Here is an 18,014-nt window from a genome sequence, read left to right on the forward strand (position 1 = left end):
TCGGTGCCGGTGTCGATCACCGACACCGTGTTGCTGCCACTGTTGGCGACGTACGCGCGGGAACCGTCCGGGGTGATCGCCACCCCGGACGGGGCCAACCCGACCGGGACGGTGTCGATGACGGTATCGGCTGCCGCGGTCGCCGCCCCCATCCCGGCCATACCGAGGACCATCGCAAAAGTGGCTGTCACCCCGAGTGTGAGACGCGCGGCACGCCCCCCGGCCCTGCGGTAACGGTGCACCGTGCTGTGCTGATTCACATTCGTCTCCTACCTTGTGAGGAACAAACCGGATCAACCTTCGCCATTTCGGGAACCGGTGGTCGGATCCGACCATCAGCCCATCGGACGCTAACAGCCCGAATCTGATCTCGATGCAGAATCCGTCGGAACCCTCACGGCCACACGAGGCCGCACTAGGCATGATCGGACACTCGGACCGCCTGTGGAGTTGACCGGGCGGGAGCTTATGCGCGTTGGTGCCGATGTGTCGCGCTCGCGGCGGACGCTTCCCTGAGGGTGCGTCGACGGCAAGCAGGCGGGGGTTGCATCGGGAATCCAGGCGCGCCCCTGGACGGGGGGTCTCACCGACTGCGCCGAACAGGACTTGCCGGTGAGACGACAAAGGCGTGAGGTCTGCATCTCTGCATAACACTCACGCCTGTGGGCGGAGCTTAGCACGCGTGGTGTCCGTTGCCGGTCAGGCGCTTTCGGGTGTCGACAACTTCCGGTGCGCTGCGACAACCTCACCCAGTCGCAGGATCGGAGATTTCCACTTGCCGACCTTGACCGTCCTCAGCGGCTTCACCGCCTCGGCGTCGACGAGGTACAGCACGCGACGCTTGGTGAGCCCCTCGACGCCCTTTGAACGGGCCATGTCTGCACACGCCTTCGCGTTGAGCTCCAAGCCGTAGACGAGCGCCTCGCCGTGTGGGTCCAGCGGCAGTCTCGCGTGATCCTCGTCGGGCCGGTCGCACGCCCGCCGGCACTGGCCCATCGCGTGCTCGATTTCATCGCGGGACTCCTCGCATCCCTCGGTCATCGCGAGGCTCGTAACGTGCTCGGCCAGCCACAGCGCCACCCCTGCAGTCCCGGCAGGCCCTTGGTACGTCATCGCCCTGGACTCGCACAGATGCCGCACCCACGACAGCACGATCTTCGGCACACTGCTGCGTCGTTGGCGGTGTCTGCGGGCGCCAACGTGAAGGCCGTGCAGCGGATGCTCGGGCATGAGTCGGCGGCACTGACATTGGACATCTACGCAGACCTGTTCGATGACGATCTCGACACAGTGGCGGACGCTCTGGATGCGGCACGCCGAAGGATTCCCGCTCTCGCCACTGTCTGAAAACTGTCAGATTTGCAATTTCCACCGTCTCGAAAGGCACAAAAATAGCCTCCCACCTGCGTTAACAGGTGGGAGGCTTTGGCGGTGGCGGAGGGATTTGAACCCTCGGACGGGGGTTACCCGTCACACGCTTTCGAGGCGTGCTCCTTAGGCCGCTCGGACACGCCACCGCCGGTGACTTTACCGGACTCGCCACCGAGACTGAAATCGGCAGCTGAGCGAACATTTCACCGGCAGAGAGGCGTCGTCGCCGATACCGAACGGGGCTTCAGACAAGCCCCGTGTACTCGTGCGCGAGCACCCACGATCGCACGGCTTCTTCGTAGCGAACCGGCGGGCGTTCTCGACAATTCGTGCCCGCGGGGGCAACCTACTACAAGAAGTCGTATAAACCTTGCTGGCCGCATACCTCCGCCGACAGGCTCCCGAGGTGGGCATGGGGGTCCGCCCAGCCATCGCCGCGATGGTGGGAGGTAGCTGCCGGCCACGCACACATACCGGCAGGTGCGATCAGGACATGTACGGTGCACTTACTCCCCCGACCAGTCACCATGAGCTGAATCCCCATGAGGTCGTCGAGCTCCTGTCGACGGACGCCGCACGTGGTCTCGGCGAGGACGTGGCCCGCGAACGATTCGCCCAGTTCGGACCGAACACGTTGCCGAGACCCGCTCGCGCCGGCACGTTACGGCGGTGGCTGCGACAGTTCCACAACCCGCTGATCTACGTGCTGCTGGTGTGCGGGGCCGTGACCATGGCGCTCGGAGAAGTGGTGGACTCGTGCGTCATCTTCGCCGTCGTGATCGTCAATGCGATAGTCGGGTTCGTCCAGGAGTCGCGGGCCGAGGCGGCACTCGAGGGACTACGCGCCCTCATCCGTACGGAAGCCCGGGTGGTCCGTGACGGCGACGTACGGTCCTTGCCCTCCGAACGGGTGGTGCCCGGCGACCTGGTCGTCATCGAGGCCGGCGACAGGGTCCCCGCAGACCTGCGGATGGTCACTCTGACCGAACTCAGCGCCGACGAGTCGTCGCTGACCGGCGAATCGGCGCCGGTTCTCAAAAACGAAGTGGCCCTACCGCCGGACACGGCCGTTGCCGACCGGCGCAACATGCTCTACTCGGGCACCCTGGTCACCTCCGGGACGGGCTCCGGCATCGCAGTCGCGACGGGCGCGAACACCGAACTCGGTGAGATCCACCGTCTCGTCGGTGCCGCCGACACCCTGGCCACTCCGCTGACTCGAAAACTGGCGTGGTTCAGTCGCGTTCTCACCGTCGCCATCGTGGCTCTTGCTGCCTCGATCACCAACCCGAACAATTTGGCAGCGCCGTCTACTGCAATGCTGCGGTCGTCGACGGCTCGAGCGTTCCCGGCATCATCAATGACCCGAAAAAGATCTTCGGCGATGGCGTTCTCGTCTACCCGACCTTCGACAACGTAACCACCTTCTTCGGCGTCTACCCCGGCAAAACGAAGTCCTACACGGTGCCCGACCTCGAGCCCGGGTCCTATGGCGTCCTCGGTGCGTGCCTGACAATGTGGAACATCGGCAACGCTCCGACCCTCAACGACCCCCAATACCTTTACGTGTCGAACGGAAGCCTGGGTAGCTCGGAGATCCCTGCCTTCGGTAGCTGATCCGACACCCCATTCAGCCCCTTGCCGGCTTCCCGTTCTGCCGGTGAGGGGCTGAACTGTCTCAACACAGCCAGCGAAACAATTTGGAACCGGTTAGCGTCGCTCGCGGAAGAAATCCTCCAGAATGCCCGCGCATTCATCCTCGAGGACACCGCCCCGGACCTGCGGGCGATGCATCAGGCGACGGTCACGGACTACGTCCCATAACGAGCCGACAGCGCCGGTCTTGGGTTCCCAAGCGCCGAACACGACTCGCGAGACCCGAGCCAGGACGAGAGCGCCGGCGCACATCGTGCACGGCTCCAACGTCACTGCGAGAGTGGCCCCCTCGAGGCGCCACCCGTCGCCGTAGACCCTTGCCGCGGCCCGCAGCGCGATGATCTCCGCGTGGGCCGTCGGATCCGACGTCGTCTCCCGCGAATTCACCGCCCGGGCCACCGCCGCGCCGTCCTCATCGAACACCACCGCGCCCACAGGGACATCGCCGTCGGGGGCTGTGCGGGCCGCCTCAATCGCCGCCCGGATCATCCGCTCGTCGTCCTGGAGAGTCATGATCGGAACTACCCGGGAAGTTTGTCCAGAACCCCGGACAGTTCCGTGGTGAAACCGAGTCGTTGCGCGATCATTCCCAGTTGCTCGTCCGGATAGAGATCGGTCTCGGAGGTGATCACCGCGAGAACCGGTTCGGGCACGCCGAGATCGGAGAGCAACGACAAGTCACCCTCACCCCACGGCTCGATGTCATCGAGGTCGTCCGGATCGATGTCCGGGACCTCGATGTTCAACGCTTCGAGGACTTCGGCGGCGATGTCGTAGTCAAGGGCCGCAGTGGCGTCGGACAGCAGCAGACGTGTCCCCGACGGCGCGGGCCTCAGCACGATGAAGAACTCGTCGTCCACGTCCAACAGACCGAAGAATGCCCCCGCGCTACGGAGAGCCCTCAGCTCCTCCTCGGCGACGCTGAGACTGGTCAGAGCCGCTGAAGTGAGTCCCTTGACCTTCCATCGGCCATCCTCGTGTACTACTGCGACACCAAAGCCCGCCAGGTCCTCTGCCCGATCCGACGAGGCGCCGTTGTTTTCCGCGCGCTGTGCACCCATGAGCGCAACGGTAGCCCGATCGGTGACGATTGATGAAGTCCGCACTCGAATGTGCCAACCTGGTCGGGTGTCTGATACCACTTCCACACCTCCGGTGTGCGTCCTCGGCCTGGGATTGATCGGCGGTTCACTGCTGCGTGCGGCGATCCACGCGGGCCGCCGAGCATGGGGCCACAATCGATCCGCTCCGTCCGTCGACGCCGCCCGGGCCGATGGTTTCGACGCCGACACCGACCTGGTTGCCGTGCTGCAGCGCGCATCGTCGGAGTCGGCGCTGATCGTGATCGCGGTACCGGCACCCGCCGTCGCCCCCACACTTACCGCGATCGCCCGGTACGCACCGAATTGCTCGATCACCGATGTCGTGAGCGTCAAGACCGAGGTCGCGTCGGAGGTTGCCCGTCAAGGACTCAGCGAACACTACGTGGGCGGGCATCCGATGGCGGGGACATCAGCTTCCGGCTGGAAGGTCGGTAGCACCGACCTGTTCCGGGAGGCGGTGTGGGTGGTCGGCACCGACGACGCCGTCGACCCCGACGTCTGGATGCAGGTCGCGCAACTGGCACTGGACTGCGGTTCCGTCGTCGTTCCCGCGGAGTCCACCGAACACGACCGGGCCGTCGCCCGCATCTCGCACCTCCCACACCTGCTGGCCGAGAGTCTCGCGATCACCGGGGCCAGTGGCGGTCCGCTAGCATTAGGGCTCGCCGCGGGCTCGTTCCGCGACGGCACCCGGGTGGCCGCCAGCGCGCCGAGCCTCGTCCTGGCCATGTGCGAAGGCAACCGGGATGCCCTGCTGACAGCACTAGACGAGGCGTTGGTGCTACTTCAAGACGCGCGGACCGAACTGTCGGAACAGTCGTCGGCGGCGACACTCGTCAACGCCGGGCATGCAGCGCGCGCGACGTACGACAACCAGGAGACCTGGGAGATCACCGGCATCGTCCCCGGGCAAGACGGCTGGATCGACGACATGCGCGACGCGGGTCGCCGAGGCGGGCGACTCCACCGCCTGTGAGTGGTAGGCGAGCGCGGCAATCATGAGTGCGGTAACTCATAAGTGCGGTGACTCATAACTGCGGTGACTCATCGACCACCTACCGGCGGTTCCGCCACCTAAATCCGTTCGGCCAAGCCGGAATAGTTGATTATGAACCCGTCGCGGTCGATGGTCACCGACGAACTCGCCACCGGGGACAGCACGTGGATGCTGTCCGGACGGCTGCTGTACGTGAGCATGACACCCTCGACGCGCAGGTCGAGCAGGTTGACGTACACCACCGGGACCTCGACTTCCTCGGATCGGAGGTGCAGTCCGTACCGCCGGATGGGAAGGGAGTTGAAGAACGGACTGAGCACCATGTCCACGTCCAGAGCGCCGTCGAACGTGGACCGCAGATAGTTGACGCCGTGCTCCACCATCCAGGTGCCCTCATCGTCCCGGCTGATCGACATCTGCCGTTCACCTGACGCGACGGACGTCCGCAGCGACAGTCTGCGGGTGACACCGCTTTCATCCGTGACGAGGTCGTAGGACGCACTGAACGCGGGATGCTCGTCGCACGCACCCCCGAGGATCCGGCCTGCGGCTTTGATGCGGTTGCGGTTGAGTTGGACGCGAACTGATTCCATTCGCGGTGCGTTGTCCGCCTGCCACGTCAACACTGCGGGCCACGTCGCGGCACCGGACTCTTGGATGCTCACCTGTCTACGGTAAGCGACGAACGCTATCGCAGTGGCGGCGGGCCTGATTTGGCGGCGACATTGTTGCCGATGGCCTTGGCGCGGAAAGGCTCCGATCTCGTCCGCGAGCACCTGCCTCTCCATCGTAAGTAGCTCCGCCGCACGTCGCTCACGAAGATCTTGCGGGTCGTTGGTCAATGCCGGTGCAGATCTCGAGTAACGTTCTCGGTTGACCTGTTAGTAAGGAAGGGTGCAGTGACGTCAACCGGGAGCATGGTGGGCCTGTTCGCCGGTATCGGCGGGCTCGAATTGGGTCTGAAAGAGCACGGCTGGAACACCGAGATGCTGTGTGAGATCGACCCGGGCGCCCAGGCGGTTCTGCGTGCCCGATTCGCCGAGGTCCCTGTACATTCCGACGTCACCAAGCTGCGTTCCCTGCCTCAGGACATCGAACTCGTGGCTGCCGGTTTCCCCTGCCAGGACCTCTCCCAGGCCGGTCGGACCGCTGGCATCACCGGTCCGCGTTCAGGCCTCGTGGACGAGGTGTTTCGGCTGGTAAAACGTAAGAAGGGTCCGCGCTGGCTGTTGATCGAGAATGTCCCGTTCATGCTGCAGTTGGGCCGAGGGGCCGCTATGCAGCACATCACGGACGCCCTCGCCGATCTCGGCTACATGTGGGCGTACCGGGTGGTCGACGCGCGCGCTTTCGGGCTCCCCCAGCGTCGGCAACGGGTCCTGATGCTCGCCTCGCGCACCGAGGACCCGCGCGCGGTCCTGTTCGGCGAGGACGCCGGAGAACGAATGGTGGAAGATCCCGCCGATTTTCCGTGCGGTTTCTACTGGACGGAGGGCAACCGAGGCCTTGGCTGGGCGGTCAATGCGGTTCCCACACTCAAAGGCGGTTCCTCTGTCGGCATCGCCAGCCCTCCTGCCGTGAGACTGCCCTCAGGCGAGATCGTGACTCCCGGACTGGTGGATGCCGAACGCTTACAGGGCTTCGACCCAGACTGGTCCGCCCCCGCCGCGCTCGTTCCCGGACTCCGCAACAGCCACCGGTGGAAGTTGGTGGGCAATGCCGTGAGCGTGCGGATGGCGTCGTGGGTCGGGCGGCGACTGCTCGAACCCGACTCGTACGAGCGGGATATAGAGACGCCGCTCGAGTCCGGGGATGCCTGGCCCGTCGCGGCGTGGGGCAGCAACCGGCGGGCCTTCCGCGTCCACGCCTCCACGTGGCCGGTGCAGGAACCCTACGAGGATCTGAGCGGATTCCTCGAGGACACCCGACTACTGTCCGCGCGCGCGACCGCGGGTTTTCTCAAGCGTGCGCGTATGGGCAATCTGCGATTCGTTCCCGGGTTCATCGACGATGTCGAGAGCCACCTCGACCGCATGGGCGGCTTCCCGATGGCCGCGGCATAGGCCGCTGACGGTCCCGCGATGCCCGCCACCGATCCCGCGACCAGCGCCCGGATGCGGGCCCAGCGGCGGCGCGACACCGCGCCCGAACTCTCGCTCCGGCGAGAACTGCACCGGCGGGGGGTCCGCTATTTCGTCGACCGAGCCCCGATGAAGGGCGCCCGACGGCGTGCCGACCTGGTATTTCCACGCCGCAAGGTAGCGGTATATGTCGACGGGTGCTTCTGGCACAGTTGCCCGCAGCACGCCACTTTCCCCAAGAACAACGCGCAGTGGTGGGCAGACAAGCTAGCCGGGAACGTCACCCGAGACCGCGACACCGACACCCGACTCGAGGAAGCCGGATGGACGGTGGTGCGAATTTGGGAACACGAGAATCCGGTCGCTGCCGCGAACAGGGTTCAGGAAGTCCTAGACTACGCCGACCCGACCGTTCCGTGACTTGACCGTTCGACGTGTCGCAGACCCTACACCCTCTAGGTATGGTGGTCGTCCGCGAATAGGTGCAGGATAGTGGCATCGCAACAAGTCCACGTCACCCCTGAAGGAGGAGGATGATGAATCGCCGTACTCTTGTGTCGGCCGCCATTGCAATTGCAGCGGTCGTCGCTCCGCTCATCAGTCTCGCCCCTTCCGCGGTGGCGGCACCGGGCGACACATATATCAGCAATCCCCCGTCCAACCCCGGAGATCAAGATTTCTGCGATGACCAGACCGCTCTCGCCAACAACCTTGCAGCCCAGGGTAATCGCATGGCTTCCGACGGGGTCGTATCGGCCGCGAACATGAGGGGCTGCCGCATCTACACGTTCCACAGCCCCTAAAGGTCTTTGCTGTTTCGGCAATAGGATTATCGGATCACCAGTCTGTTCACTCACAGTGGTGCCATGACCCACGAACATGCACCGGACGCGACCGATTTGTACAGCCAGGAATTCTGGGATGCACGCTACGACTCGACTACAGCGGTGTGGAGTGGGAACCCCAATCCACAACTTGTCGAGCAGCTGGCGGATGTCGCACCCGGTAACGCCCTGGACGTCGGCTGCGGAGAGGGCGCCGATGCGATCTGGCTGGCCTCCCGCGGGTGGAATGTCACCGGATTGGACGTATCGACGGTTGCATTGACCCACGCCGCCGCGCGGGCCGCCGAGGCCGGCGCCGACGTCGCGGACCGCACGTCGTGGGACCAGACCGACATCCGAACCTGGCAGCCACCCGTCCACCACTTCGATCTCGTGTTGGCACACTTCATTCATGTGCCCGCGTCAGACCGCCAAGCGCTCCACCGGCAACTCGCGGCGGCAGTACGACCGGGCGGACGACTCCTCATCGTGGGTCATCATCCCTCCGACTTGAAGACCTCCGTGGGCAGGCTTGATCTCCCGGATCTGCTGTTCACGGCAGATCAGGTGGCCGCCGCGCTTGAACCCGACGACTGGGAAGTCCTCGTGTGTGCGGCACCTGCTCGCGAGGCACTAAATCCCGAAGGGAAGTCGGTCACCATCCGTGACACCGTGCTGCACGGCATTCGTCGGGGCTGACCACGCACCGACGCGGGGAGCATGTGAGTGCCCGATGCACCTTCTGGACGCTTTGTCGGTCAACGGGGTCAGCGGGTGGGGGCTGGCGAGGGAGTTTCCGCCGCTGACGAGTCCGACTCCTGGACGCCGGCATCGAGGCGATAGACGTGTTCCGGGGAGATGATCTCCGTGATGGCCTTTGCGAGCAACGTGCTCGGCTCGCTACCTTCGTAGGGGGTGTCGGTGTTGATCATGATCACCAGAGTCATTTCCCTCTCTGGGAGATACACGCACACAGTCTGGTAACCGGGGACACTGCCGTTGTGCCCGACCCAGCCCGAAATGTCGAAGATCCCCAGACCGTAGCCGATGTCGGACGGCACGCCCTGCGCAGCCACCATTTCGAGCCGTTGTTCCTGGGTCGTCGGTTGCAGCAAAGTTCCGGTAGCGAGGGCATGAGCCCAAACGTGAAGGTCGTCGAGGGTCGAAACCATTGCGCCCGCCGCCCATGCCCATGACGTATTCCAGTCGGTCGACACAGTTTCCTCACCACCGGCGGTCTGTTCGGTGTAACCCCTCGCGTGAGGTTCCGGAAACTCATTGGCGACCGGAAAACTCGTGTCCTCCATCATCAACGGCTGAGTGATCTTCTGACTTACATACTCCGGCAACGACATTCCGCTGACATTCTCGACTACTAGTCCCAGGAGTATCGTATTCGTGTTGGAATACTCCAATCCCTGTCCGGGAGGGAAGGTCGTGGGCTGCGAGAAGGCGTAGTCCAGAAGTTGTTGCGGTGTGAAGTCGATTTCAGGGTCGTCGAACAGCGACTTCTGGAACTCTTCACTCGCCGTGTAGTCGGCGAGCCCACTTCGCATCCGGGCAAGTTGACGCAGGGTAATCTCGTCACCCGACGGCACACCCTCGACGTACTTCGAGATCGGATCGTCTAGAGCCACCAGCCCCTCGTCGACAAGCTGCAACACCCCAGTTACAGTGAATGTTTTTGTGACACTGCCGATTCTGCCGTAGAAGTCGGTCTTCATGGGGGAACTCAACGTCTTGTCGGCTATGCCAAACGCCCTCACGTAATTGCCGTCCGGCCCCCAGATACCCACTATCGTTCCGGGAATCGACGCCGTCGTCATCGTGTTCTCGATGGCTTCCTCGATGCGGTCCACGGTACCGGCGTCGATCTGTGCGCTCGTTTCAGCGCTCGACCGCGCCTCGGTGGGGGGTGCAGAGGTGTCTGCGGAAGAGGCGTCGTCCGAGCATCCCGCCCCGACTATCAGCAGCAACGCAGCCGCGACCGCCGTCAGACCTCGTCTTCGATTCGTCTTGGGCACGACCTGAGCTGTCATCGCACGGTCCCGTCGTCGAGGTGCTCTTCTTCGAAATTTACTCCGCGAGCATCGGGTGAATGTACCTTTCGACGCTTCTATCGCGCCGGAAGGTACATTCGCCCAACTATTTCGACCTACACCACTTTTTCCTCCGCGTATTCGTCCAGCATCCGCTTCTCCTCGTCTCGGTGTGGGAAGCAGAAGAACACCAACACGGCTCCGGCGCACACCACCAGGATTGCGGCAAGGTAGGCGCTGGTGTCCCCGTCGAGGAAGGCGCTACGTGCGGCGGCGATGATCTGGTCGGCGTACTGCGGATAACGTTCGGCGAGCACGACGGCGCTCGAGTACGACTTCGTCAGCGCAGCTTGTGTTTCCGGTGTCACCTGACTTGCCTCCGGTGAGGCGGCGATAGCTGCCGACAACGACTTGGCGTAGCCGGCTGTGAGAACCGCGCCGAGGATCGATTGCATGATCGCTCCACCGAGGTCGCGCTGCAGGTCGGAGGTACCGGACGCCATGCCTACCCGCGACACGGGCACGGAACCGGTGAGCGAGCGCGACGCCGGAGTCCCGGCGAACCCGACTCCGACGCCGACAAGCGTGTAGGCCACCGCCACCTCGAGGTAGTTCGCGTTCTCGTTCCACCGCAGCAACGCGACCACCAACCCGAGGATTACGAACAGATAGCCGAGCAGCAGCGTGAACCGGGCGCCGTGTGATTCGACGAGTGTCGCGGACCGGGGCGCGACGAAGATCATCCCGACGGCGGCCGGGATGATCGCGGACCCAGCAGCGAGCGTCGAGTAGCCGAGGACGTTCTGGAGGAACTGCTGCCCGATGAACATGGCACCCATGAGCGAGCCGAACACCACCAACCCGCCGACCGCGGCCACCCAGAACGTCGGGCGGGCGGCGACGTGCAGGTCGAACAGTGGGTGCGCCGCCCGGCGTTGCTGCAGGAAGAATGCCGCGCCCGCAGCCAGGGCGATTACGCCCAGCCCGATGGCGGTGGCGCCGGCACCGTCTACGGGCGCGAAATTGATCGCGAGAATGAGGGCGGCGATGAAGACCACCGAGATGATGCCGCCGAGATTGTCGACGGGATCTGTTGTCTCGTTGACGTGGGCGGGCACCCATACGAGGGCGCACACGAGCGCGAGTCCGGCTAGGGGAAGGGTCACCAGAAAAACCGAGCCCCAAGGGAATAGCTCGAGCAGCGCACCTGAGACGATTGGTCCGAGCGCGGAGATTGCCCCACCCAGGGCCGACCATAGGGCTATCGCCTTCGTCCGGGATGGTCCAGACCACAGCGCTGTAATGAGCGCGAGTGTTGTGGGGAAGGCCAATCCGGCGGAGACACCGCCGAGAACACGCGCGAGGAAGAGTATTTCGATATTTCCTGCGAATCCCGCGATTGCCGAAGCCGGTAGCGACAGCGCCATGCCGAATACCAGCATCTGCTTGCGTCCATAGCGGTCACCGAGTGCACCGAGGTAGAGGACGGACGCAGCAAGCCCCAGGGAATACGCAACTGCTACGAGGTTCAACTGCGTCTGACTCGCGTCGAATGCTCGACCGATGTCGGGCAGTGCGACGTTCGCGACCGACAGGTTCAGGTTGGCAACGGCCGCGACGAGGATGAGGGTCGCCAGGATCAGGGTTGCCTTGGCCGGCGCCTGCGTCGATTCGATTCGGGTCACCTGTCAACTCCTCGGGTTCTCGTCGTTGGCGGCTCCCCGGTCCGCCGCATCGGGTGCCGGTTCAAGATGCCGATTCCTGGGCGAACCGATGAGCGACGCTCCCAGCGGGAACAGGAGAACCGTGATCGCGCCCGCCGCCACGAGCGCGGACGCGTGCGCCGTCGTCATGTTTCCCGAACTGACCGCCACCCCGGTAACGGCCACGATCACAGGTAGTCCCGTTCCCGCATATAAGGCCAGCTGGGTGCGTTCGCGGACGGTGAAGGGCGGGTCGGTGCCGCCTGATCCGCGATCGAATCGCCCGGAGATGTAAACCGGGCCGGAACGCACCAGCAGGATCAGCACCACGAACGCGACCAGCACACCCGGTTCCGACGCCACGGATTCGACGTCGATGGCCATGCCCGATGTCACGAAGAAGATCGGGATCAGGAATCCGAAGGCCAGGCCGTCGAGCTTGGTTTCGAGTGCCTCGTAGCCTTCGGGAGCGGCCCGCCGCAGGATGAACCCCGCCCCAAAGGCGCCGAGAATGGCGTCGAGCCCGAACGACGCCGCGAGCGCGGCAAGTGCGACGAGGAGCAGCATGGTCAGCCGGACCGTGGTCTGCGCAGTCGTCTCCGATCCTTCCCGGATGATCGCCGCGATTCGAGAACCGTCCCGGCGCACCCGTGCGGGTATGAACGCGACAAGCACGGCTGCTCCTGCGAAGACCCCCAGGACCGCGATCGACGCCAGCGAACCTCGCGAACCGAGCAGGACCGCTATCGCCACGACCGGCCCGAGTTCTCCGAACGCACCGTGATTGAGGATCGTCCGGCCCAGCCTGGAGTCGAGCGTCCCCGCATCCCGAAGGATCGGCAGCAGCGTCCCGAGCGCTGTGGACGTCAGCGCGATGGCCACAGCGGTTCCGGCATTGACGACGTCCGCAAGGCTCAGCAGCAGCACCAAACCGAATGCCAGGGCCAGCGACGCCAGCCACGTCAACAGTGCCCGCCTACCGCCGCGACCGGTGATCTCGGCCGTATCGATCTCGTATCCCGCCAGGAGGAACAGCAAACCGAGTCCGAGATCCCGCAACAACTCGATCCCGCTGCCTTCAACGGCGATGTCCAGGACGTGCGGGCCGATGATGACCCCGGCGAGGAGGAGCAGCACCACCTCGGGCACCAACTTGCGGGGAAACAACCCCGCGAGCAGTGGTGCGACAACAGCGGACGCCACGATCCAGAAAAGCGAGGCGCCGACTGAAGGCATGCATCACTCCATCTCGAATGGCCGGAAGAGCACAGGGCTCGAGCCTCACAGAGCCACGGTCAGGGGTGCATCATCCGTGACGGATGAACGACACTTCGCAGAATCACCCGTCGTGGATGATGCGGATTCTGCGTTCGCTGGCGATTGTGGACACCAGCGCACACAGCGACAGGGCACACAGCGACCAGGGCACACAAGCGCAGGGAGAGAGCATGTCTGATTCAGCTGAAGACGTCGGGCCGGTCGCGTTTCTATTCCTCACCTTCCCGGGCGAGCGGGCCGATCCCGAGGTGGTCGAGACCTTCCGCGACGTGGTCTCCCAAGGGGTGATCACCATTCTCGATCTCGTGTTCATCTCCAAGGGTATGGACGGAGCGCTGCATCAGGTGGAGGTGGACGAGGATCTCGACAGCGTCGGACTCGCAGCCCTGTCGCTCGAAGCCAAGGCGCTGATCAGCGACGAAGACCTCGACGTGGTGCGTGAATCGCTGGAACCGGGAACCTCTGCGATGGCGCTCGTGTACGAGCAGGCATGGGCCAGGCGATTCGCGGCCGCATCGCGGAAGGCCGGCGGCGAGGTGGCGCTTCATCTACATATCCCGCGCGACGTGGTCGAGACGGCCATCGCCGCCGTGGTCTGAGTCATCCCGCACAGAAACGGAGTAACGACATGGCATTCAGAGGCCCACGGCGTGGCGGACGTCCAGGATTGCTCGGCACGGTAGCCCGGACTGCCGTCATCACCGGCACCGCGCGAGCGACGTCCAGTGCGATGAGCCGGCGTTCCGCCGGCAAAGAGGCTCAACAGCAGGAGCGGGCGGAGCAGGCGGCGCAAGCGCAGTACTCGCAGCAGCAGCCACCGCCGAACACGGCCCCTGCCGGTGACGACGACCTGATCTCCCGCATCCAGGAACTGGTCCAACTGAAGGACGCCGGCATGCTCACCGATGAAGAGTTTGCCGCGGCGAAGGCCAAGCTGCTCTCTTCTTGACACGACGACCGCCCAGCACCCGACACCACATCGGTTCAGTTCGACTGCACCCGTGTGACATCGGGTTGCCGACGCTCGACACTGTTTGCTCTTGCAACAGCATCTGTTCAGAATTGGCATTCTTCATCAATCATTCTAAGGTGATGGCTCCGGCCTGAACGGCGCGCGCGGACGCCTCGCAGACGAGTTCGGTGCGGCGCGCGTGCGGGCTGGTCGCATTCGATGTCACGGACCCGGACCGGGTCGACGCCGCGATCGCGGAGATCGAGGCGGAGATCGGACCCGTCGACATCCTGGTGAACAACGCCGGGCTGCAGCACCGTCAGCCATTGCTCTACGTGAGCCTCGACGACTGGAACCGCGTGATCACCACCAACCTGACGAGCGCGTTTCTCGTCGGCCGCGCGGTCGCGCCGTTCCAGATCAGTCGCGGTCGCGGGAAAATCGTGAATGTCGGTTCCGTGCAGACGGATCTGGCCCGGCCGACGATCGCACCGTACACAGCGGCGAAGGGTGGCCTGCGGAACCTGACCCGCGCCATGACGGCGGCATGACGGCGGTGGTGGTGGTGTGACTACGCGAGTGCCGCTGCCGGTTCGCCGAATGCCTTCCGCCCGTAGCGCAGAAGTTCCCGCAGCGCCGGGCCTTCCGGGCTCTTCCAGACGAGAGCGAGTACCGCGGGAATGTCGACGCCGTCGAGGGTGAGGGCGCGGAGCCGGCCTTCGAAGTCGGTGGACATCGTCTCACTGAGGATCGCGATCCCGAGCCCGCGTATCGCGAGATCCACGACAGCGTCAGGGGCGCTGGCCTGCAGCGCGATGTTCGGCACGATTCCGGCGGCCGCGCACGCCCGGTCGAAAACCGTCCGGATACCCGTCCCCCGCGGCATCGACACGATCGGATACGCCACGACATCGGCGATCGTCACCCCCGGCCGGTCTGCGAGGGGATGTCCGGGCGGCACCGCAGCGACGATGCCCTCGCTGATGATTGTCAACGCGTCCAATCCCTTTGGCGGCGCGGTCGCCGTCCCGACGAGCGCGAGATCGAGGACTCCGTCGCGAACCTGCTCGACGAGTCGGTCCGAGTTGTCCTCGACGAGCGTGATCTCGACACCCGGGTGGGCGAGGTGAAACTCGGACAAGGCGTCGAACAGTCCCCGGATCGTGCAGGCGGTGACCATTCCGACTACGAGCCGACCGCGAATGAGTTCCTGCACTTCGTCCACCGCCTGCCGCACCGCGTTCGCGGACGCCAATGTCGCCCGGGCATGTTCGAGGGCCGCCGCGCCCGCCGGAGTCAGTGTCGCGGTCCGGTTCGAACGGTCGATCAACGTCGCGCCGAGGTGGTGCTCGAGTTGGCGAATCTGCGCGCTGATCCCCGACTGGCTGATGTGCACACGTTCGGCGGCACGGGTGAAGTTGGCCTCTTCCGCGACCGCCACGAAGTACTCCAGCTGACGAAGTTCCATAACCAACGATTCTAGTTCCCAGAAGAACTATCTGTTGGACTTCCGGTTATCCAGCGACGAACCTGGAGATATCGAACCCCCAACGAAAGGACTCCCCATGCCTGAAAACGAGAAAGCTCTCCGCCCCGAAGACCTCACCCGCCTGTTCATCGAACGGAGCAATGCGGGCGACGCAGCCGGAGTGGCCGCCCTCTACGAGGAGAACGCCGTGATGGCGTATCCCGCCGGCAGCCAGACGGTCGGCCGCGACGCCATCCGGGGACTGTGGGAGAAGGTGCTCGATGGCGCGCCTCGCTTCGAGCAGGAACAGCCCCTGCCCACCCTGATCAGCGACGGCATCGCCCTCACCTCCACCCCGCCGAAGGACGGCTCCGGCGCCCGCGCACAGGTGGTCCGTCGACAACCCGACGGCACCTGGCTCCGCCTCCTCGACCAGCCGGAATTCATGCCGCCCAGTCACTGATGAGACGTGTAGTCGTCAATCGACCACACCGCACGGGCAAATGAAGTTCGGCGGGTGATGGAGATGTGGGCTGCATTCGCGAGGGGCGCCCGACCTGCCTCGGTGAGCCAGGCTGTTGGATGCGAGCATCGCGGCGAGGTCTTCTCCGTGGGCGACCTTGAGGGCGTGGTGTTCCCGCGGGTACAGCACGAGCAGGTCGAAGACGACACCGAGTTCGTTCATGTCGGCGAGCAGCTGCGTGCCAGCGCAGTCTGCGGCGGGCCGCTCGGCATTCGAGGTCAGATCGGCCTCGGGGCCCCGGTGATCACGTTCGACCAGTTGTGGTCGGCCAGTGTGTTCTCGGCGCCGATCTGTTCTTCGATGGCATCGAGCGCGGCGACGTTGAGATTGCGGACGATCGTTTTGGTGAGCCGGGTGTTCTGGGTGTCGATGTAACTGACGCCGTTGCGCGTGATCTGTTCGCCGAGAACCTGGAACCTGCCACCCCAGTCGTTGACGATGGCGAGCTTGGGTTCGGGTTGGGCCTTGTGACCGTGAGGAGTTCAGCGGATTCTGCGTCGAGATCAGAATCCGGTTGTTGGCCTCCGATGGGCTGGTATTCCGTTCCGACGGCCAGTTCCGAAATGACGAAGGTTGATCCGGTTTGTTCCTCATCAGGCAGGAGACGAATGTGAATCAGCACAATAGTGTGTGCGGTTCCCGCAGGGTCGGGGGGCGCGCCGCGCATCTCACACTCCCGGCCATACCGACGGCCACCACCGCGATGGTCCTCGGTATAGCCGGGATGGGGGTCTCGGCCGCGGCAGCGGATACCGTCATCCGCACCATCACCGTCGAGGCCAGCCCGTCTGGGGTGGCGGTCACCCCCGACGGGCCCGCGCCTACGTCACCAACCAAGTCGGCGACACGGTGTCGGTGATCAACACCTTCACCAACACCGTCATCGAGACCGTCATGGTCGGGGCCGACCCGGAGGGGGTGGCGATCACCCCCGACGGAACCCGCGCCTACGTCACCAACTTTGACGACAACTCAGTGTCAGTGATCGACACCGGCACCGACACCGTCATCGAGACTTCGGCTCGGGCACAGGCTCAGGCAGCGACTGGGGCAGCGTTTTCAGCTGACACCCGCACCATAGAACCGGATGACGCAGTAGCCGAAGGACGCCGCCACCCCGACCGTGAGGGTGGCGGCGTCCTTCGCCGCGGGAGCCGTATTGATCAGGTGAGCATTGTCCCCATCACGTTCGACACCGGTTCCTACGCACATGTAGAACGCGGTCAATTCTCGCATGAAGGCCTCATATGCGGCGTCGACCCTTGGGTGCCGGACCTGTGAAACTCAGTCGGGCAACGTGATCCGATCGCAGCGATCGTGACCCCGGTCGCGGGAGACAGGACTCGCATGTTCATACAGGAACTCGTGCACCACGGAGTACAAGGCGGAGTCAACCCGTCGCGCCGGGATCCGAATATTCGATGATACCCGTGCGTCCCGGTGGCCGTCAGGATTTCGGCGAATTTTGGGGTCGGAATCGGCATCCGGTTGTTAGCCTCCGGTGGGCTGGTGTTCGGTTCCGACCGCCGGTTCCCGACATGACGAAGGTTGATCCGGTGTGTTCCTCACAAGGCAGGAGACGAATGTGAATCAGCACAATACGGTGTGCGGTTACCGCAGGGTCGGGGGACGCGCCGCGCGTCTCACACTCGGAGTGACAGCCACGTTTGCGATGGTCCTCGGTATGGCCGGGATGGGGGTGGCGGCCGCGGCCGCCGATACCGTCATCGACACCGTCCCGGTCGGGAACACCCCGGCCGGGGTGGCGGTCACTACCCCGGACGGAACCCGCGCCTACGTCACCAACCGTGGGGGCGCTTCGGTGTCGGTGATCGACACCGCCACCAACATGGTCGTGGGCCTGCCCATCCCGGTCGGGACCAACCCGTTCGGGGTGGCGATCACCCTTGACGGAACCCGCGCCTACGTCACCAACAGTGGCGGCACTTCGGTGTCGGTGATCGACACCGCCACCAACATGGTCGTGGGCCTGCCCATCCCGGTCGGGACCAACCCGTT

At 64.6% G+C, this 18,014-nt stretch carries 22 protein-coding genes, 1 tRNA gene and 3 pseudogenes; 16 read left to right on the forward strand and 10 right to left on the reverse strand.

Features of this window, described 5'->3' with window-relative positions:
* Both RM2_RS21330 and RM2_RS21335 read right to left on the reverse strand, forming a co-directional pair.
* A pseudogene (locus tag RM2_RS21330) lies at positions 1 to 260 on the reverse strand (hypothetical protein); the annotation flags it as partial.
* A 439-nt stretch (positions 261 to 699) separates the two neighbouring features.
* Positions 700 to 1,113 (reverse strand): hypothetical protein, encoded by a 414-nt coding sequence (locus RM2_RS21335; protein ID WP_139277872.1) that lies wholly within the window; start codon positions 1,111 to 1,113, stop codon positions 700 to 702.
* A gap of 21 nt (positions 1,114 to 1,134) precedes the next feature.
* Here RM2_RS21335 and RM2_RS21340 point away from each other — a divergent pair.
* Positions 1,135 to 1,347: pseudogene (locus RM2_RS21340) on the forward strand (tyrosine-type recombinase/integrase); the annotation flags it as partial.
* A gap of 79 nt (positions 1,348 to 1,426) precedes the next feature.
* Here RM2_RS21340 and RM2_RS21345 read toward each other — a convergent pair.
* Positions 1,427 to 1,517, reverse strand: a tRNA-Ser gene (locus RM2_RS21345).
* A 347-nt stretch (positions 1,518 to 1,864) separates the two neighbouring features.
* Between RM2_RS21345 and RM2_RS21350 the strand changes: the two are divergent.
* Together RM2_RS21350 and RM2_RS24690 are read left to right on the forward strand one after the other, a co-directional pair.
* Positions 1,865 to 2,647, forward strand: a pseudogene (locus tag RM2_RS21350) (HAD-IC family P-type ATPase); the annotation flags it as partial.
* A gap of 188 nt (positions 2,648 to 2,835) precedes the next feature.
* Positions 2,836 to 2,988: a hypothetical protein gene (locus tag RM2_RS24690; protein ID WP_169846790.1), complete on the forward strand. Its 153-nt coding sequence runs from the start codon at positions 2,836 to 2,838 to the stop codon at positions 2,986 to 2,988.
* A gap of 93 nt (positions 2,989 to 3,081) precedes the next feature.
* On the opposite strand, the gene RM2_RS21355 is transcribed toward RM2_RS24690, so the two are convergent.
* Together RM2_RS21355 and RM2_RS21360 are read right to left on the reverse strand one after the other, a co-directional pair.
* A complete protein-coding gene (locus RM2_RS21355; RefSeq protein ID WP_072691510.1) occupies positions 3,082 to 3,540 on the reverse strand; it encodes a nucleoside deaminase in 459 nt (152 codons plus the stop codon).
* 8 nt (positions 3,541 to 3,548) lie between these two features.
* Positions 3,549 to 4,088: a tRNA adenosine deaminase-associated protein gene (locus RM2_RS21360; RefSeq protein WP_072691511.1), complete on the reverse strand. Its 540-nt coding sequence runs from the start codon at positions 4,086 to 4,088 to the stop codon at positions 3,549 to 3,551.
* 49 nt (positions 4,089 to 4,137) lie between these two features.
* On the opposite strand from RM2_RS21360, the gene RM2_RS21365 reads away from it, so the two are divergent.
* Positions 4,138 to 5,106, forward strand: a complete 969-nt coding sequence (locus RM2_RS21365; RefSeq protein WP_072691512.1) for a prephenate dehydrogenase — start codon at positions 4,138 to 4,140, stop codon at positions 5,104 to 5,106.
* 98 nt (positions 5,107 to 5,204) lie between these two features.
* On the opposite strand, the gene RM2_RS21370 is transcribed toward RM2_RS21365, so the two are convergent.
* A complete protein-coding gene (locus RM2_RS21370; RefSeq protein WP_072691513.1) occupies positions 5,205 to 5,792 on the reverse strand; it encodes a putative glycolipid-binding domain-containing protein in 588 nt (195 codons plus the stop codon).
* A 252-nt stretch (positions 5,793 to 6,044) separates the two neighbouring features.
* Between RM2_RS21370 and RM2_RS21375 the strand changes: the two genes are divergently transcribed.
* The 4 genes from RM2_RS21375 (at position 6,045) to RM2_RS21390 (ending at position 8,731) form a co-directional block, all read left to right on the forward strand.
* Positions 6,045 to 7,190, forward strand: a complete 1,146-nt coding sequence (locus tag RM2_RS21375) for a DNA cytosine methyltransferase (protein WP_072691514.1) — start codon at positions 6,045 to 6,047, stop codon at positions 7,188 to 7,190.
* 18 nt (positions 7,191 to 7,208) lie between these two features.
* Positions 7,209 to 7,628 (forward strand): very short patch repair endonuclease, encoded by a 420-nt coding sequence (locus tag RM2_RS21380; protein WP_072691515.1) that lies wholly within the window; start codon positions 7,209 to 7,211, stop codon positions 7,626 to 7,628.
* Between the two features lie 113 nt (positions 7,629 to 7,741).
* Positions 7,742 to 8,011 (forward strand): hypothetical protein, encoded by a 270-nt coding sequence (locus RM2_RS21385; RefSeq protein ID WP_072691516.1) that lies wholly within the window; start codon positions 7,742 to 7,744, stop codon positions 8,009 to 8,011.
* Between the two features lie 63 nt (positions 8,012 to 8,074).
* Complete coding sequence (locus RM2_RS21390; protein WP_072691517.1) at positions 8,075 to 8,731, forward strand: class I SAM-dependent methyltransferase; 657 nt, start codon at positions 8,075 to 8,077, stop codon at positions 8,729 to 8,731.
* Positions 8,732 to 8,799: 68 nt separating this feature from the next.
* Here RM2_RS21390 and RM2_RS21395 read toward each other — a convergent pair whose 3' ends face one another.
* The 3 genes from RM2_RS21395 to RM2_RS21405 all read right to left on the reverse strand — a co-directional run bounded on the left by RM2_RS21395 (position 8,800) and on the right by RM2_RS21405 (position 13,010).
* The gene (locus RM2_RS21395; RefSeq protein ID WP_072691518.1) at positions 8,800 to 10,071 is read right to left on the reverse strand and encodes a serine hydrolase domain-containing protein; all 1,272 of its coding nucleotides are present in this window, start codon (positions 10,069 to 10,071) and stop codon (positions 8,800 to 8,802) included.
* Between the two features lie 116 nt (positions 10,072 to 10,187).
* Positions 10,188 to 11,756 carry an MFS transporter gene (locus tag RM2_RS21400; protein WP_072691519.1) on the reverse strand — a complete coding sequence of 523 codons (1,569 nt, stop codon included), beginning with the start codon at positions 11,754 to 11,756 and terminating at the stop codon, positions 10,188 to 10,190.
* A gap of 3 nt (positions 11,757 to 11,759) precedes the next feature.
* The gene (locus RM2_RS21405; protein ID WP_084721930.1) at positions 11,760 to 13,010 is read right to left on the reverse strand and encodes a cation:proton antiporter; all 1,251 of its coding nucleotides are present in this window, start codon (positions 13,008 to 13,010) and stop codon (positions 11,760 to 11,762) included.
* A gap of 212 nt (positions 13,011 to 13,222) precedes the next feature.
* Between RM2_RS21405 and RM2_RS21410 the strand changes: the two genes are divergently transcribed.
* From RM2_RS21410 to RM2_RS21420, 3 genes are all read left to right on the forward strand, one after another.
* The gene (locus tag RM2_RS21410) at positions 13,223 to 13,651 is read left to right on the forward strand and encodes a DUF6325 family protein (protein ID WP_072691525.1); all 429 of its coding nucleotides are present in this window, start codon (positions 13,223 to 13,225) and stop codon (positions 13,649 to 13,651) included.
* A gap of 29 nt (positions 13,652 to 13,680) precedes the next feature.
* Complete coding sequence (locus RM2_RS21415; RefSeq protein WP_072691520.1) at positions 13,681 to 14,001, forward strand: SHOCT domain-containing protein; 321 nt, start codon at positions 13,681 to 13,683, stop codon at positions 13,999 to 14,001.
* Between the two features lie 191 nt (positions 14,002 to 14,192).
* Positions 14,193 to 14,555, forward strand: a complete 363-nt coding sequence (locus RM2_RS21420) for an SDR family NAD(P)-dependent oxidoreductase (protein WP_245814083.1) — start codon at positions 14,193 to 14,195, stop codon at positions 14,553 to 14,555.
* Positions 14,556 to 14,575: 20 nt separating this feature from the next.
* Here the strand turns inward: RM2_RS21420 and RM2_RS21425 are convergent, their stop codons facing one another.
* Complete coding sequence (locus tag RM2_RS21425; protein ID WP_072691521.1) at positions 14,576 to 15,472, reverse strand: LysR family transcriptional regulator; 897 nt, start codon at positions 15,470 to 15,472, stop codon at positions 14,576 to 14,578.
* Positions 15,473 to 15,569: 97 nt separating this feature from the next.
* On the opposite strand from RM2_RS21425, the gene RM2_RS21430 reads away from it, so the two are divergent.
* From RM2_RS21430 to RM2_RS21445, 5 genes are all read left to right on the forward strand, one after another.
* Positions 15,570 to 15,935 carry a YybH family protein gene (locus RM2_RS21430; RefSeq protein WP_072691522.1) on the forward strand — a complete coding sequence of 122 codons (366 nt, stop codon included), beginning with the start codon at positions 15,570 to 15,572 and terminating at the stop codon, positions 15,933 to 15,935.
* Positions 15,936 to 16,037: 102 nt separating this feature from the next.
* Positions 16,038 to 16,370 carry a hypothetical protein gene (locus RM2_RS21435; protein WP_139277873.1) on the forward strand — a complete coding sequence of 111 codons (333 nt, stop codon included), beginning with the start codon at positions 16,038 to 16,040 and terminating at the stop codon, positions 16,368 to 16,370.
* A gap of 235 nt (positions 16,371 to 16,605) precedes the next feature.
* Positions 16,606 to 16,854 carry a hypothetical protein gene (locus RM2_RS24940; RefSeq protein WP_218017256.1) on the forward strand — a complete coding sequence of 83 codons (249 nt, stop codon included), beginning with the start codon at positions 16,606 to 16,608 and terminating at the stop codon, positions 16,852 to 16,854.
* On the forward strand, positions 16,851 to 17,276 hold the full coding sequence (locus tag RM2_RS21440) for a YncE family protein (RefSeq protein ID WP_245814084.1): 426 nt from the start codon (positions 16,851 to 16,853) through the stop codon (positions 17,274 to 17,276). Before RM2_RS24940 ends, RM2_RS21440 begins: the two co-directional genes overlap by 4 nt.
* Before the next feature lie 304 nt (positions 17,277 to 17,580).
* Positions 17,581 to 18,014 (forward strand): YncE family protein (locus RM2_RS21445; RefSeq protein WP_245814085.1); only part of this gene is annotated, 434 nt, incomplete at its 3' end.

The organism is Rhodococcus marinonascens NBRC 14363, assembly GCF_001894885.1.
Taxonomy (GTDB): domain Bacteria; phylum Actinomycetota; class Actinomycetes; order Mycobacteriales; family Mycobacteriaceae; genus Rhodococcus_F; species Rhodococcus_F marinonascens.